This is a genomic window from Micrococcus sp. iso_26, assembly GCF_056172975.1.
Genome location: NZ_CM149652.1, coordinates 723,668 through 739,048, shown reverse-complemented (window position 1 = coordinate 739,048; position 15,381 = coordinate 723,668). Strand labels below are relative to the sequence as shown.

Below are 15,381 nucleotides of genomic sequence, written 5' to 3'. Positions count from 1 at the left end.
CCGCACATGTCTCGATCAGGAAGATACCCCGTTCCGTCGATGCGTGTGGTCCAGGACACCATGACTGTGGACAACGTGGCGGCGGTCCCGTTCGACGGGGAGTTGTCCACAGGCCGCCCGAGCCGCCATCAGGCCGTGGCAGGGTCGTCCCCAGGCGGCCGGACGGGCCGGTCGCCGGTCTCAGGAGGGAGGGGCGGGGATGGCCTGGAGCGTGCGGATCCTGGGCGGGGCCGCTCCCGAGACATGGCGGGTGGAGCACTTCCCCGCCGACGCGGACGAGCAGGATCGGGCGGTGCGGGAACGTTTTCCCGCCCGGTCGCTGCGCCGGTGCGCTGCCGGGCCGCGCAGCGTGACGTACGCGGAACGGGTCGGGAGTGCACCGACCCGCGGGCCGGAGCTCGCGGTGGTCACCGAGCACGGACCCGACGCCGGCCGCCTCGTCCCTCTGGGGGAGGGCGGGTTGAGCGTGGGACGCGGCGAGGCGCGGCTGTTGCTGGACGATCCCTCTGCCCCGTCGCGGCCGATGCGTCTGCGGCTCGCGCCCACCGGGCTGCACGTCCACGACGGCCCTCGGGGCACCGGACGCCTGTGGGACGGCCGCAGCCCGCTCCCTGTGGGCCGGACCGCCCTGGGCCTGGTCCGCGGGCCCGGGTCCGCCCTGCCGCGGCCGATCACACCGGAGCCGCCCGCCATCGACCTCGGATCCCCACCGGCCCGGCAGTCCGTCGTGATCCCGCTGGTGGCCGCCCTGGGCCCGCTGGTGCTCGGGGTCGCCCTGGTCCTGATGATGGGCAACCCGATGTTCCTGCTGTTCGGCGTGCTGTCCGTGACGGTGGCGCTGGTCATGCTGGCGATGCAGCGCCGCACCCGGCTGCGGCATGCGCGGCTGCTCGCCGCCCGCGCGGACGCGGTCGTCCGCCGGCGGGCTCGGGCGGCACTGAGCCCCGGTGGGGTGGCCCGCGCCATCCGCTCCGGCGCGACGGACCGCTTCGGGCTGACGGCGGGGGCCGACGAGGCCGTGGCGGTCTCGTGGGGTTCCGGCGTCGGGGCGCTGTCCCTGTCGCGGGACGACCCGGACGAGGCATGGGTGGAGGCCGTCACGTCGCGGCGCACCGTGATGACGACGTCACCGCCGGAGTCGCGCGTCGTCGTGCTCGGGCCGCCGCGCGATGTGGCCGGGGCCTGCCGGTGGGCGGTGTTCCAGCTCCTGCGGCACGCGGTGGCCGCCGACGGCGCGTTCGTGGTGGAGGCCGGTGGAGTCCGCCGCACCTGGTGGTCGGGCGGTTCCGGCCCGCGGCTGCTGGTGTCGGCTCCTGAGGACGCGGCACTGGATCCGGCGTGGCGAGCGTGGCGGGCCGCCATCGGCGGCGACGCGGGGACGACGCCCACGGCCCGGGCGGATCTGCCCTGGACGCGGTACGACTTCACCGGGCCGTCGCCTGCGCCGGGGGACGCCGTCGTCGACCTGCGCGGGCGCACCGTCGTGGTCCCGGCCGAACAACAGCGCTTCGAGGACGTGACCGCCGACGGCCTCGCCGACGGCACCCTGGTCGCCTGGCTGACCGAGCTGGCCGACGACGTCGTGGACCTCGGCCTGCTGCCCACCGACGACGGCGACGGCACGCTCACACCACCGGGGCAGGTGGGCGCCCGCGATGCCGTCGACGGGCTCACCGTGACCCTCGTCCGTAGCGGCGACGAGACGGGCGTCGTCGAGATGGACCTGGCCGCCGACGGGCCGCACCTGCTCATCGCGGGCACCACGGGATCCGGGAAGTCGGATCTCCTGCTGTCCCTCCTGCTGGGGGCTGCGGCGCACCACCCGCCGGCCGAGGTCGCGTTCCTGCTGCTGGACTTCAAGGGCGGCGCGTCGTTCGGTCCGCTGGGCGCGCTCCCCCACACGATGAGCCTGGAGACCAACCACGTGGGAACGGCCTCGTTGCGGGCGCTGAGCGCCATCCGGGCGGAGCTGCATCGCCGCGAGGCCCTCTTCGCAGAGGCCGGGGTCAGCGACTATCCCGGTTTCCGTCGCCGCCATCCGGACGCGGCGCTGCCTCGGCTCGTCGTGGCGATCGACGAACTGCGCGTGCTCGTGGACGACCACCCGGACGCGGCCGCCGTCCTGCAGCGTCTGGCCGCCACGGGCCGTTCCCTGGGCTTCCACCTCATCCTGGCCACGCAGCGGGCCACGGGTGCGGTGGGCTCGGACCTGCGCTCGAACCTGGGCAGCACGATCGCCCTGCGCACCGCGACGGAGCAGGAGTCGTGGGATCTCGTGGGCACGGCCGCCGCGGCCCGGCTCGACCCGCGTCGCCCCGGCTCCGCGATCCTCTCGACGGCGGGGCGCCCGACGGTCCCGTTCCGCGCGTCCCAGTGGACGGTCGACGGCGGCACGCCCGTGTGGCGACGGCTGGGCGAGGCCGCGGCCGCCCCGGCCGTCGCCCCCTGGGAGGCCGTCGTCTCGGTCCTGGTGGAGAAGTACGCGGCGGGTGACTGGCCGACACCCCCGCCCGTGGTCACCCCCGCCCTGCCGGAGCGCTGGGTGCCGGACCGCGCTCGCCGGGCGGAGGCCACGGCCCTGGCCCTGCTCGACGACGCGGCCCACGGCCGGCACCGTCCCTGGCGGTGGCCGACCGGCGCGGAGGGACGCACCGCATGGATCGTCGAGGCCGCGGGCGGTCGCGCGGAGACGCTGGCCGCCGTCGTCGAAGTGGCGCTGCGCAGCGGCCGGCCGGTGGCCGTGCTGGACGGCACCGGGGAGGCCGCGGCGGCCGCGCGGTCCGGGACGCCGGTGCTGACCCCGGACGTCGAGGGGGCCGGGGAGGCCGCCCTGGCCCGCCTGCGCGAGCTCGCGGCCGCCGGCGGCACGGCGGTGATCACGGGCTGGAACGCGTGGTCCGGCCTGCGCGTCGGGGACACCTACCGCACGGTCGAGGAGGACGTGCACGACTGGCTCGGCCGTCCGACCGCCGCCGGCCTGCGGTTGGCGGTGTTCGGCGGCCGAGAGCTGGCGACGGGCCGGCTGCTGCTGCACCTGCCCCACCGCTTCTTCGTGCCGGCCGGGACGAACGCCGAGCACCGGCTCATCTGGCCACGGCTGACCGAGGTCGAGCCCCTGCCGGGGCGGGCCGTGCACATCAGTCCCGCCGTCCCCGAACCCGGCATGCCCTGCCAGCTCGCGTCTCCCGCCCCGGCGTGACCGCACTGACGGCGATTCCCGTGTGACCGCAGCGGAACGGTGGACTCAGCTCCGACGTCCACCCGGCGAGACGTTCTCCCGTCCTCCGTCGAACGTGGATGCCGTGGTCGAGGTCGCCAGGAGCAGTCGGACAGGGCGCCCCTTCGTCGCCGTCCGTCCAAAGGGGACGCCGCATCGTCCGGCGAAGACGTCCCGAAGGTCGCAAGACGGATGAAGCGAGGAGGCTGCTGTCCGGTCCTGCCTCGAGTAGCCCCGTGACCGTTCGCACGAGTGCCTCGGCACTCATGCAGAAGATTCCTCGCCGCTCGCTCGCGCAGTCTCCGGTGGGCAGGAGCCTCCTTTCCGCATCCGCACCGACAGCATGCGTCCCCGAGTCTCGCCCCCACCCAGCAGAGCACGCCCGGGGAGGAGCGCTGCAACGAGAACCCAGGGCACCGGTCGGAGAAACACTGCGCTTGCCCTCCACGCAATGAGCGGCAACTCACCCGTGGCGAGACACGCGAGCCACCTCTCTTCTTCGCCCCCGATCACCCACCCGCCCTCTGGGGCAGCCGCTCACCGCGGTCTACGCTCTGACCCATGGCGCAGATCATCCTCTTCCACCACGCCCTCGGTCTCACGGACGGCGTGCGCGCGCTCGCCGACCAGATCGCCGCCGGCGGTCACACGGTCCACACCTCTGACCTCTACGACGGCCGCACCTTCGCCACCGTGGACGAGGGTGTCGCCCACGCCCAACAGATCGGCTTCGAGGAGATCGGCCGCCGCGGCATGCGGTCGTGTGCCGAGCACCAGGAGGCCTCCGTCGTCGCGGGCATCAGCCTGGGCGTGATGCCCGCCTGGCGCGCCGCCCAGGTGGTCCCCGGCTTCCGCGCGTGCATCGCCATGGCCGGCGCCCTGGACCTCGACGCCTACGCCCCGCTCTGGCAGCCCCACACCGCCCTGCAGATCCACCTCGGCACCCGCGACCCCTGGGCCCTCGAGGGCGACCTCGAGACCGCCCGCTCCTACGCGGCCACCGCCGAGCACCCGGACCGCCCCGCCGACCTCTTCGAGTACGACACGGACCGGCACCTGTTCATGGACTCCTCCACCGCGGACTTCGACGCGGACCTCACCGCCGTGCTGGTCCGCCGCATCCACGAGCTCCTGGCCTGACGCGCGGAGCGGGTCCGGCTCAGGCGGGACGCCGCCCGCGCATCACCGTCGCCAGGGCGGCCAGCAGCACGAACACGAAGCCCGCGGCCGCCGCGAACACGTAGCCCGCGGACGGGGCGACGCCGTCGATGAACACGCCGGCCAGCGGGGCGCCCATCGCGGCGCCCGCGGTCATGGCCGAGCCGTAGAAGCCCATCGCCTCGCCGCGCCGCTCCTCCACCACGAGGTGCGACAGCCGCGACGAGGCCGAGGCCAGGGTCGGCGCCGTCAGCAGACCCGAGGGGATCGAGGCCAGCGCGAGCGCCCACACCCCGTCCACGAGCGCGAGCGGCACCGTCGCCACGGCGAACAGCGCCATCAGCAGGTACGGGTGCACCTGGCGACCCCAGGCCCCATAGAAGAGCCCGCCCACGGCGGAGGCGCCGCACCAGAACGCGTACACCAGACCCACCGACGCCGCGGCGCCCTGCGACTCCAGCTCGGCCACCATCGAGACCTCGGTGCCGACCATGACGATCCCGGCCGCCATCGACACCACGAGCACGCCGAGCACCTCCGACCCAACCCAGGAGAAGTGGCTCCGCCGCCACTGCCGCAGCCGCTCGGCCCGGGCCGGGCGCGGCGCCGTCGTCGGCCCGGAGCCGTCCGCGGCGATGACGGGCAGCGACCCGGTGACGAGGGGGATGGCCTCCGTAATGGCCGGCAGCGCGCCGGTGGCCAGGCTGGGGGCGGCCATCTCCACGTGCATGGGCGCGGCGGTCACCGCCTGGGCGATCGCCTCCTGACGGTCCTGCTCCTCGGTGTAGGGATCCTCGGTCGCCGGTCCGACGACGGCCAGCTGACTCGACCGTGTCGGCGGGTTGAACCACATCAGCAGGATGCCGCCCAGCGCGCTGGAGAGGCCGACGATGGTCAGGCCGAGGGCACTCGACCACGTGGCCGCGACGACGGCGCCCAGCGCCGGGCCCATCATGAAGATCGTCTCCGTGACGATGGAGTCCAGGGCAAACGCCGTCTGCCGGTCCTTGCCGTGGGTGAGCACGCCGAGTCCCTGCCGGACGACGGAGAAGATCGGCAGTGAGAACACGCCGCCCAGGAACACGGCCAGGAGCATCGGCCAGAACGGCAGCCACGGGACGATCGGCCAGATCACCGCCTCCGCGATCACGGAAGGCAACAGTGCACGGCGCAGCCCCTTCGCGTCCACCACGCGGCCCCGCCACGGCGAGCCCACCGCGATGCCCAGCGTCATCGCCGCCCCGGCCAGGCCGGCCTGGCCGTAGCCCAGGCCCAGCGTGAGAGCCACGTGGAGGGTGAGGATCACCCCGGCCGCGGTGTGCGGGAAGCGGGCGATGAACCCCACCGCCAGCAGATGGCGGATCCGAGGGTCCTGCAACAGCCGTCCGTACGCTCCGAAGTCCACCGTCGAATCCTACGGGAGGGGTCAAGGCACGCCCCGGAGGCGCCGTCGAGACGGCCGCGCGCTCGGCGGACTCAGCCGTTGCTGCGCCGTTCCTTGGCCCGGATCAGGTCGAGGGCGATGGCCGTGCCGAGCACGGCGCAGCGCACCACGGGCGGCATGCCGGGGTCCAGGCGCATCTCGTACCGCGAGCGCCCGGCCAGGGCGTTCATGACGCCTCCGAACCGCGCGGTCACGCGGGCGATCGGCTGCTGGCCCACGGTCATGGCGTAGTCGTGGTCCCACAGGTCGCCGGTCACCGCGAAGCACGTGCCGTCCACGACCTCGACGTTCACGGACGTCCGCAGGAACGCGAACTGGCGGACGAGGTGGGCCAGGGGCAGCCCGTCGGCGTCCAGGATCGCGAAGCGGTCGCGGCCGAACGTGGCCGGGTCGGCGAGGCGGAAGAGCACGCGGCCGTCGTCACCGTCGACCACGTCGAAGCTGCGGTTCCCCATCAGCATTCGGCCCAGGCCCCCGCCCGTAGTGACCACCGAGACGACGGTGCGCCCGTCCGGGTCCGTCACCTGGATGTCGTTGGACAGGAAGCTCGTCACCTGCTGCAGGATGAGGACGTCCGTGTGGGCGAGGCGACCGGCGTCGAAGGCGGGGCTCATGGGACCAGTCTGCCGTGTCGGGCCCTGCGGAATATTCAGGACGGGGCGGCTCGTTGTGCGGTATAGTTCATTTTTGAAGAACACGGCGACGGCGCGGCCGGCACCGTGAGACCCGCCCCCGGGCACACTGAGGAGCACACCATGCAGTTCGGCGTCTTCACGATCGGCGACATCACCGCCGATCCGACGAACGGGACCGCCCCCACCGAGCATCAGCGGATCAAGGACACCGTCAAGATCGCCCGCCACGCCGAGCAGGCGGGCTTCGAGGTGTTCGCGACCGGCCAGCACCACAACCCGCCCTTCGTGGCCCCGGGCAACCCGCCCACGCTGCTGGCCTACCTGGCCGCGCAGACCGAGACCCTCCAGCTCTCCACGGCGACGACCCTGATCACCACCATGGACCCGGTGCGTCTGGCCGAGGACTACGCGTACCTGCAGCACCTCGCCGACGGTCGCGTGGACCTGACGATGGGCCGCGGCAACACCGGCCCCGTGTACCCGTGGTTCGGCAAGGACATCCGCCAGGGCATCCAACTCGCCGTGGAGAACTACAACCTCCTCTACCGCCTGTGGCATGAGGAGACCGTGGACTGGAGCGGCAACCACCGCACCCCGCTGCAGGACTTCACCCTCACCCCGCAGCCCCTGGACGGCGTCGCCCCCTTCGTGTGGCACGGCTCCATCCGCTCCCCCGAGATCGCCGAGCAGGCCGCCTACTACGGCGACGGCTACTTCCACAACAACATCTTCTGGAACAAGGAGCACGTCATCCAGATGGTGCGCCTGTACCGCCAGCGCTACGAGTACTACGGCCACGGCAAGGCCCATCAGGCGTACGTGGCCCTGGGCGGCCAGGCCTACATGGCGAAGAACTCGCAGGACGCCGTGGCGGAGTTCCGCCCCTACTTCGACAACGCGCCGGTCTACGGCCACGGCCCGTCCCTCGAGGACTTCTCGAGGATGACGCCCCTGACGGTCGGCTCGCCGCAGCAGGTCATCGAGCGCACGCTCACGTTCCGCGACTGGGTGGGCGACTACCAGCGTCAGATGTTCCTCATCGACCACGCCGGCCTGCCCACGGACACCGTCCTGCGGCAGATCGACCTCTTCGGCGAGGAGGTCCTGCCCGTGCTGCGCAAGGAGTTCGACGCTCTGAAGCCGGACGACGTCCCGGCGGCCCCGACCCACGAGTTCCTCGTGGCACGCGCCCGCCGCGGCGAGGCTCCCGTGCCCGGCGGCAAGGAGGGATCGCAGGCCCAGCTCGACCGCGCGGCGGCCGCCGAGCAGCGCGCCACCGCCGATGCCGCGAAGGGCGGTGCCGCGCAGTGACCACCCCCGGCGCCCCCGATGCCTCCGCCCCGTTCACGCCGCAGGCCCGGCACCTCGCCGTGGTCTCCGGCGGGTCCGGGGACCCGTCCCAGACCCGCATGCTCGCCGAACGCATGGCGGAGTCCGCCTCGGCGGCGCTCTCCGAGCACGGCGTGGTCCCGCAGATCCACCTGATCACGCTGCGGGAGCTCGCCGTGGACATCGCGCAGGCCCTGGTGACCTTCGCCATCTCCCCGGCCCTGCGCGCCGCCCTGGACGAGGTCGCCCAGGCCGACGCCGTCATCGCGGTCTCGCCCACGTACAAGGCCTCCTACTCGGGCCTGTTCAAGTCCTTCTGGGACCTCGCGGAGCCCACGTCCGTCGTCGGGGTGCCCGTGCTCCTCGGCGCCACCGGCGGCACCGCCCGCCACTCGCTCATGATCGACACCGCCATGCGGCCGCTGTTCGCCTACCTCAAGGCCCGCATCGTGCCGACCGCGGTCTTCGCGGCCTCGGACGACTGGGGCGAGGCGGCCGGCGTGCAGGCCTCGATGCGGACCGACCCGCTGCAGTCCCGCATCCGGGCCGCCGGACGCGACCTGGCCGAGATCACCCTGAGCCGCCCCCCGCGGGCACGCGCCGCCGCGCCCGCGGACATCGACCTGGAGGTGACCCCCTTTGAGCAGCTCCTCAACCCCGGCCCCTGAGCCCGCCGCGCAGGACGCGGCGCCGGCGGAGCCCGACGGCGGCTGGTTCGGCTCCGCATCGGAGGCGCACCGCCCGGTGGACCCGCCCAAGCGCGCCTGGCGCGCCTACTTCGAGGCCACCCAGATGCTCACGGAGGTGGTGGAGCGCCGCCTGAAGCAGGACTGCGGCATGTCGCTGGCCGACTACAACCTGCTGCTGCTCCTCTACGAGTCCCCCGAGGGCCGGCTCCGGCTGGGAGAGCTGGCGTCCCGGATGGTCTTCTCCCCGTCGCGCATCACCTACCAGGTGAAGACGCTCGTGGCCCGCGGCCTGATCGACCGCCGCCCGGTGGCCTGTGACCGGCGGGGCTTCGAGGCCGTCCTCACCGACGAGGGCCGGTCCGCCTTCCGGCGCGCCGCGATCGAGCACGCCCGGCAGGTGGACGAGCTCTTCCTCGGCGACCTGGCGCCGGGCGAGGCGGAGTCCCTCACCCGGATCTTCTCCCGCCTGGGGCGGCGGCTCGAGGGGCTGTGCTGACCGCGTCCCCACCTGGCCGGGGCCGCCCCGGGACGTGACGAGGCCCGGTGATCCGTGCGGGATCACCGGGCCTCGTCGTGTCGTTCGGGGCGGAATCGATCAGCCGACCAGCTGACCGCCCAGGGTCACGGTGGCGTCCGTGGCGGCGCCGGCGGCGTCGACCACGGTGACCACCACGGAGCCGCCCGCGGGCACCTCGGCCGGCACGGGCAGCCAGGCGCGGTACTCGCCGGTGAGGTCCAGGCCGTCCTGGCCGAGGACCGTGCCGTCGGCGTCGTAGGCCGTGACGGTGACGGAGGCGAAGCCGCCCTGATCCGTCTGCGCGACCACCTGGGTGCCGTAGGCGACACCCTCGGCGGGCGCGGCCACGACGTCGGTCACGCCCGGCGCAGCGGCCTCGGCGACCGGGGCCTCAGCAGCGGGGGCCGCCTCGGCGGCCTCCTCCTCCGCGGCGGCCTCGGCGCGGGCCTTGAGCTCGGCCGCGATGGCCTCCTCCTCAGCCGGCGTGAACTCGGTCAGCTCGGACTCGTCCACGGCGGGCTCGCCGCCGGTGGGCAGGTCCTCGTCGGCCACGGGGCCCGCGACGTCGGCGATCGCCGGGGCGGTCTCGGCGGCCGGAGCGGTCTCCGCGGCCGCGGCGGTCTCGGCGGCGGGCGCCGCGGAGGCGTCCAGCGCGTCGAGGGACTCGACCGGGACCATGATCGAGGACATCGCCTGGGCGTCGCAGCCCACCACGTTGCCCTCGGCGTCGAAGGTCACCGGGGCGATGCCCGAGATGACCCCGACCACCCGCTGCTGGGCGTCATAGACGGCCCCGCCCGAGTCGCCGGCGTAGGTCGAGGCGGTGTCGAGGGCAACCTGATCCGCGTACGCGTCGTCGCAGACCGTGGCGGCCTCGAAGGTCTGCGTGTGGGACACGGTGTTCGGCGCGCCCAGCGGCACGGACGAGCCGTGGGTGTAGACGGTCTCGCCCACACCGATGGACGAGGCCGGCCGCGTGGACCAGTCGCCCACGACGTCGACGTCGTCGGCCAGGGCCACGCGGACCGCGTCCACGCCCGAATCGCCGGGCAGTGCCGAGACGGTGCCGATCGCGGTGCCGTCGACGTCGCGGACGGTCGAGCCGATCTGCCATTGGCCCGCACCACAGTGGGCCGCGGTGTAGGCGGTGGCGTCGTCGACGATGGTCAGACTGCACGCCCCGGCCGGCGCGGTGATCGCCGAGCCCTGGGTGAGCGTGGTCTGCGCGAGGGCGGGGCCGGCACCGGCCACCACCACCGCGCCCAGCGCCGCGGTGGCGACGCCGGTCAAGGTTCTGGTTCTCATGGGTACTCCTCGGAGGATGGGAGGCATGGGGCCGGCGCGCGGCGCACGGCCTCCAGGATGGGGTGGGGCCACCACGGGCCCTCCCCTCCCCCTCAACGGTACCGGACAGGCCGGGCGACCGATCAGGGTCGGCGGACCGTGATCTCCACCGAGTCGGCCCGCTCGGCCAGCACCGGCAGGTCCGCCAGGAGGGTCTTGAGCGTGGCCGTCATCAGGCGCACCCCGGTCGCGTCGGCGTCCCGGGTGGGCATCGCGACGATCTGCAGCTCGGGCCCGGCCCCGCCTCCGTTCATCACCGCGCCGGAGCCCGTGTGCGTGGCCACCCCCGACCCGGGGGCGAGGCCCAGGTTGAGCAGGTTCGGGACCAGGTCGGCGACCTGGGCGATCTCGTCCGCGATCTCCTGGTCCCGATAGGCGGGGGTCCACTCCCTCTGCTGGGCGAGCGACCACACGGCCGGGCGTCGCACCACGTACGTGTGCTCGGCGCCGGCGTCGATGACGACGAGCTCACAGCCCTCGTCCACGGCGGACAGGCAGGCACGCGGCAGCCACACGGCCACGGGTCGGGCGACCGGGTTCCATGCCGTCAGCGCGGGCACGTTCGTGAACACCGGCAGCGCCTGCCGGCCGTCCGGCGCGCGCATGGTCACGAGGGCCACGTCCGCGGCCTTGTCCCCGTGCGCCGCGACGTCGTGCTCGTGACCGGTGTGGTCGTGGACGTCGTCCTCGTCCACGGCGAGGGTGGGCACGACGGCGGCGAACACGCGGATGCGCGCGAGCACCTCCGTCACCTCCCGCTCACCGGCGGAGCCGTCCGTCAGGGCCGCCATGACGGCGGTCCACTCGGCCGGGCTGGTGCCGTCGTCCTCGTCGAACACGTGCAACGGGTTCGCGGAGCCGTCCATGCCGGGGCCGGAGAGGTCGCGGCCCTGCCACGGGATGCCCGCGGTGTCCGCGGTGTTCTCGCCCGCGGTCTTCTCCCGCATGCGGTCGAGTGCGGCTCGGATGTGCCCCGGCAGCTCCCGGGCCGCCGGGTGCGGCACCGCGACCGTCTGGTCGATCGGGCCGAGCCCGTCGCCGCGGGCCAGGCCGCCGTCGTCGTGCGAGCCCGTCACGGGGCGACCGGGCCGGGCTGCTCGGAGCGCGCCTGCTCCACCGTGGCGCCGCCGGCGACGGCCAGCGCCTGCTCCAGGCTGAAGCGGCCGGCGTACAGCGCCTTGCCCATGATCGCGCCCTCGACGCCCTGGCCGGTCATGGCCGCGAGCGCGGCAACGTCCTCGAGGGAGGAGATGCCGCCCGAGGCGACGACCGGCTTCGCGGTCTTCGCGCAGACCTGGGCGAGCAGCTCCGTGTTCGGCCCCTTGAGCGTGCCGTCCTTCGTGACGTCGGTGACCACGTAGCGGGCGCAGCCGGCATCCTCGAGGCGGGCGAGCACCTCCCAGAGGTCGCCGCCCTCCTTGGTCCAGCCGCGGGCGGCGAGCGTGGTGCCGCGCACGTCGAGGCCCACGGCCACCCGGTCGCCGAAGCGCTCGATGACGCGCGCGGTCCAGTCCGGGTCCTCGAGGGCGGCGGTGCCCAGGTTCACGCGCGCCGCACCCATCTCGAGGGCGTTCTCGAGCGAGGCGTCGTCGCGGATGCCGCCGGACAGCTCGATCTTCACGCCGATCTCCTCCACCACACGGCGCATGACCTCGCGGTTGTCACCGCGACCGAAGGCCGCGTCCAGGTCCACGAGGTGGATCCACTCCGCGCCGGCGCGCTGCCAGTCCAGGGCGGCGGTGACCGGGTCGCCGTACGAGGTGGCGCTGCCGGCCTCGCCCTGGACGAGGCGGACGGCCTGGCCGTCCTGGACGTCGACGGCGGGCAGCAGCTCGAGGGCGGGGGCGTTCGGGGTCATGGGGTTCCTCTCGGGTGGGGCGGCCGGCGCGGTCAGGCGCCGACGGTCAGGAAGGAGGCGGCGATGGCCATGCCGGCCAGCACGAGGACGATCACGATGGCCCACAGCGGCGCCTTCTGCGTGCGCATGGACCAGGCGGCGCCGAGCAGCAGCCCGCCGAGGGCGAGGTAGAGGACGGACCAGTAGGGCATCAGAGGGTCTCCAGCCAGTTGCGCAGCAGCTGCAGCCCGGCGTCCCCGGACTTCTCGGGGTGGAACTGCGTGGCCGACAGGGGGCCGTTCTCCACGGCGGCGATGAAGTCCGCGCCGTGGTGCGCCCAGGTGACCTGGGGCGGACGCATGGCGGAGATCGTCTGGTCGAACTCCCATTCGAGCACGCCGTAGGAGTGGACGAAGTAGAACCGCTCGTCCTCGATGCCCGCGAAGAGGGCGCTGCCCTCGGGCGGCCGGACGGTGTTCCAGCCCATGTGGGGCAGGACCTCGGCGGGCAGCTCGGCGACGACACCCGGCCACTCCCCCATGCCTGCGGTGCGCTCGCCGTGCTCGACGCCGGCGTCGAAGAGGATCTGGTGGCCCACGCAGATGCCGAGGACGGGTCGGCCCCCGGCCACGCGGCGGCCGATCCAGCGGGTGCCGCCGACCTCGGTCAGTGCCCGCATCACGGACGCGTACGCCCCGACGCCGGGCACGAGCAGCCCGTCGGCCTCCTGCACGGCCTGCGGATCGCGCGTGAGCTCGACCTCCGCGCCGGCCCGCTCCACGGCACGCAGCGCCGAGTGCACGTTGCCCGAGCCGTAGTCCAGGACGGCGACGCGCGGCCGCACGCCGGGGACGGTGGTGGGGCGGGCCATCAGAGGGCGCCCTTGGTGGAGGGCACGCCGGTCATGCGGGGGTCGTCCTCGACGGCGGCGCGCAGGGCGCGGGCGAAGGCCTTGAACTGCGCCTCGACGATGTGGTGCGGATCCCGGCCTCGCACGACGTCCATGTGGAGGCAGATCGCCGCGTGGTACGTGATCGACTCGAACACATGGCGGGTCATGGACCCGGTGAAGTGCCCGCCGATGAGGTGGTACTGCTGGCCCTCGGGCTCGCCCTCGTGCACGAGGTACGGCCGGCCGGAGACGTCGACGACGGCGCGCGCCAGCGCCTCGTCCAGCGGCACGGACGCCTCGCCGAAGCGGCGGATGCCGGACTTGTCCCCGAGCGCGGTCTTGAGCACCTCGCCCAGGGTGATGGCGACGTCCTCGACCGTGTGGTGCACGTCGATGTGCGTGTCCCCGGTGGCACGGACCGTCAGGTCGATCTGGGAGTGCCGGGACAGCGCGGTGAGCATGTGGTCGTAGAACGGCACGGTGGTGGAGATCTCAGCGCGGCCGGTGCCGTCCAGATCCATCTCGACGTACACGTCCGACTCGCTCGTGGTGCGCGTCATGCGCGCACGGCGTCCGGAGATCAACTCGGCTGCCACGGGTCCTCCTCGGGCTGGGTCCGCACCGGTCCGGGACGGGTGCGGGGGGATGCGGGTGCGCGCGGCCGGTGCCGGCGGGCCGGGGCGCCGCGCGCGCTGTCCCTATCCTAGGGAGCCGGGCGGACGCCGAGACTCCGGTGACGCCTCAGGACCGGTCCCCGGTCTCGCCGAGGACCTCCGCGAGAGCGGTGAGGAACGCCGTCGTCTCCGCCTCGGTGCCGGCGGTGACGCGCAGGTGGTGCGGGATGCCGACGTCCCGCACGAGGACGCCGCGGTCGAGCAGGCGGCGCCACACGTCGGACGCGTCCTCGAGGTGACCGAAGAAGACGAAGTTCGAGTCGGACACCGAGGGCCTCAGTCCCAGGCCGCGCAGGGTGGAGACGATGCGGTCGCGCTGGGCCTTGATGTCCTCCACGGTGCGCAGCAGCGCGTCCACGTGATCGAGGGCGGCCTCCGCCGTGGCCTGCGTGACCGCGGAGAGGTGGTACGGCAGGCGCACCAGGCGCAGGGCGTCGGCGACGGCGGGGTCCGCGGCCAGGTAGCCCAGGCGCGCGCCGGCCAGGGCGAACGCCTTGGACATGGTGCGCGTGACGATCAGCCGCTCACGGCCGGGCAGGAGGGTGAGGGCGGAGCGGGTGCCGGCGAGGGCGAACTCCGCGTAGGCCTCGTCCACGACGACCATGGCGCCGGGCCCGCCGGCGGCCTCGTTCTGCGCCTGCGCGGCGTACACGGCCTCGATGGTCGCCAGGTCCAGGGCGGTGCCCGTCGGGTTGTTGGGCGAGGCCAGGAAGACGACGTGCGGACGGTGCTCCCGCACCATGGCCGCCGCGTGCTCGGCGCTGAGGGTGTGGTCTTCGGCACGGCCGCCGTCCACGAACACGGTGTCCGTGCCGCCGGCCAGCAGCGGGTACATGGAGTACGAGGGCAGGAAGCTCAGCAGTGTCCGCCCGGGGCCGCCGAAGGCCTGGAGGATCTGCTGCAGGATCTCGTTGGAGCCGTTGCCGGCCCACACGTGGTCCGCCGTGAGGCCGTGGCCGAGGTAGCCGGCGAGCGCACGTCGCAGCCCCGTGAACTCGCGGTCCGGGTAGCGGTTCAGCCCCCCGGCGACGGCCGCGACCCGCTCGGCGATGGCGGTGGCGACCTCCTCCGGCACCGGATGCGTGTTCTCGTTGGTGTTGAGCATGTACGGCACGTCCAGCTGGGGGGCGCCGTAGGGGCTCAGGCCGCGGAGGTTCTCACGCAGGGGCAGAGAGCTGAGGTCGGTCATGGCCGCCAGTCTAGGAAGCGTGGAGGGCGAGGCCCGCCGTGCGTCACCGCGTGGCCGGGACGAACAGCTCCTCGCCCGGCGCGGGGGCCCGGCCCTCGAGCCCGTTGAGCTCTTCGATCGTGGCGATCACCTCGTAGACGTCCGCCTCCGGAGCCACCGTGGTGGCGATGGTCCACAGGCTGTCCCCGGGCATGACCGTGACGGACTGGGTGGCGGGCCCCGCGGTGTCCGCGGACACCGCGGCGGGCGACAGCAGCACACCCAGGAAGAAGGCGGCCGCCAGCGTGGCGGCCACGGCCGCGGCGATCACGGGGATCCCCCGCAGCACGAGGCGGCCGCGGCGGGTCAGACGGATGGTGGCCGGACGCGGCCGCGCCGTCGCGGGCGAGCCGGCGAACTGGGCGGTGGTGAGCGTCATGGTGTCCTCCTCCGGGGCGGATGCCCTCCAGGTGATCG

General features: G+C 73.9%; 15 protein-coding genes. 5 read left to right on the top strand and 10 right to left on the bottom strand.

The window, feature by feature from the left end:
* Positions 1-199 precede the first annotated feature (199 nt).
* Together AC0VX0_RS03410 and AC0VX0_RS03405 are read left to right on the top strand one after the other, a co-directional pair.
* A complete protein-coding gene (locus AC0VX0_RS03410) occupies positions 200-3,199 on the top strand; it encodes an FtsK/SpoIIIE domain-containing protein (protein ID WP_355504408.1) in 3,000 nt (999 codons plus the stop codon).
* A 579-nt stretch (positions 3,200-3,778) separates the two neighbouring features.
* The gene (locus tag AC0VX0_RS03405) at positions 3,779-4,357 is read left to right on the top strand and encodes a dienelactone hydrolase family protein (RefSeq protein WP_257746702.1); all 579 of its coding nucleotides are present in this window, start codon (positions 3,779-3,781) and stop codon (positions 4,355-4,357) included.
* A 19-nt stretch (positions 4,358-4,376) separates the two neighbouring features.
* Here the strand turns inward: AC0VX0_RS03405 and AC0VX0_RS03400 are convergent, their stop codons facing one another.
* Together AC0VX0_RS03400 and AC0VX0_RS03395 are read right to left on the bottom strand one after the other, a co-directional pair.
* Complete coding sequence (locus AC0VX0_RS03400; protein WP_336647008.1) at positions 4,377-5,780, bottom strand: MFS transporter; 1,404 nt, start codon at positions 5,778-5,780, stop codon at positions 4,377-4,379.
* Between the two features lie 71 nt (positions 5,781-5,851).
* Complete coding sequence (locus AC0VX0_RS03395; protein WP_336638645.1) at positions 5,852-6,433, bottom strand: LURP-one-related/scramblase family protein; 582 nt, start codon at positions 6,431-6,433, stop codon at positions 5,852-5,854.
* Between the two features lie 141 nt (positions 6,434-6,574).
* Here AC0VX0_RS03395 and AC0VX0_RS03390 point away from each other — a divergent pair, with 141 nt between their 5' ends.
* Genes AC0VX0_RS03390 through AC0VX0_RS03380 form a run of 3 tightly spaced genes read left to right on the top strand, consistent with a single transcriptional unit; the run spans position 6,575 to position 8,968 of the window.
* Entirely contained in the window at positions 6,575-7,765 is a 1,191-nt protein-coding gene (locus tag AC0VX0_RS03390) for an LLM class flavin-dependent oxidoreductase (RefSeq protein ID WP_036313995.1), read from the top strand.
* On the top strand, positions 7,762-8,451 hold the full coding sequence (locus AC0VX0_RS03385; RefSeq protein ID WP_020628145.1) for an FMN reductase: 690 nt from the start codon (positions 7,762-7,764) through the stop codon (positions 8,449-8,451). The genes AC0VX0_RS03390 and AC0VX0_RS03385 overlap by 4 nt, the downstream gene beginning before the upstream one ends.
* Entirely contained in the window at positions 8,423-8,968 is a 546-nt protein-coding gene (locus tag AC0VX0_RS03380) for a MarR family winged helix-turn-helix transcriptional regulator (RefSeq protein WP_020628146.1), read from the top strand. The genes AC0VX0_RS03385 and AC0VX0_RS03380 overlap by 29 nt, the downstream gene beginning before the upstream one ends.
* 99 nt (positions 8,969-9,067) lie before the next feature.
* Here AC0VX0_RS03380 and AC0VX0_RS03375 read toward each other — a convergent pair whose 3' ends face one another.
* From AC0VX0_RS03375 to AC0VX0_RS03340, 8 genes are all read right to left on the bottom strand, one after another.
* Entirely contained in the window at positions 9,068-10,294 is a 1,227-nt protein-coding gene (locus AC0VX0_RS03375) for a trypsin-like serine protease (RefSeq protein WP_223247523.1), read from the bottom strand.
* Positions 10,295-10,416: 122 nt separating this feature from the next.
* Positions 10,417-11,409, bottom strand: a complete 993-nt coding sequence (locus tag AC0VX0_RS03370; protein ID WP_242934208.1) for an SseB family protein — start codon at positions 11,407-11,409, stop codon at positions 10,417-10,419.
* Positions 11,406-12,191: a bifunctional 1-(5-phosphoribosyl)-5-((5-phosphoribosylamino)methylideneamino)imidazole-4-carboxamide isomerase/phosphoribosylanthranilate isomerase PriA gene (gene priA, locus AC0VX0_RS03365; RefSeq protein WP_020628149.1), complete on the bottom strand. Its 786-nt coding sequence runs from the start codon at positions 12,189-12,191 to the stop codon at positions 11,406-11,408. Before priA ends, AC0VX0_RS03370 begins: the two co-directional genes overlap by 4 nt.
* A 32-nt stretch (positions 12,192-12,223) precedes the next feature.
* Positions 12,224-12,382 carry a hypothetical protein gene (locus AC0VX0_RS03360; protein ID WP_004167696.1) on the bottom strand — a complete coding sequence of 53 codons (159 nt, stop codon included), beginning with the start codon at positions 12,380-12,382 and terminating at the stop codon, positions 12,224-12,226.
* Complete coding sequence (hisH, locus tag AC0VX0_RS03355) at positions 12,382-13,041, bottom strand: imidazole glycerol phosphate synthase subunit HisH (RefSeq protein ID WP_004167703.1); 660 nt, start codon at positions 13,039-13,041, stop codon at positions 12,382-12,384. The genes AC0VX0_RS03360 and hisH overlap by 1 nt, the downstream gene beginning before the upstream one ends.
* Positions 13,041-13,622 (bottom strand): imidazoleglycerol-phosphate dehydratase HisB, encoded by a 582-nt coding sequence (gene hisB / locus AC0VX0_RS03350; RefSeq protein WP_152743305.1) that lies wholly within the window; start codon positions 13,620-13,622, stop codon positions 13,041-13,043. The genes hisH and hisB overlap by 1 nt, the downstream gene beginning before the upstream one ends.
* Before the next feature lie 181 nt (positions 13,623-13,803).
* On the bottom strand, positions 13,804-14,925 hold the full coding sequence (locus tag AC0VX0_RS03345; RefSeq protein ID WP_020628150.1) for a histidinol-phosphate transaminase: 1,122 nt from the start codon (positions 14,923-14,925) through the stop codon (positions 13,804-13,806).
* Positions 14,926-14,968: 43 nt separating this feature from the next.
* A complete protein-coding gene (locus AC0VX0_RS03340) occupies positions 14,969-15,343 on the bottom strand; it encodes a LysM peptidoglycan-binding domain-containing protein (protein ID WP_242934519.1) in 375 nt (124 codons plus the stop codon).
* Positions 15,344-15,381 lie beyond the last annotated feature (38 nt).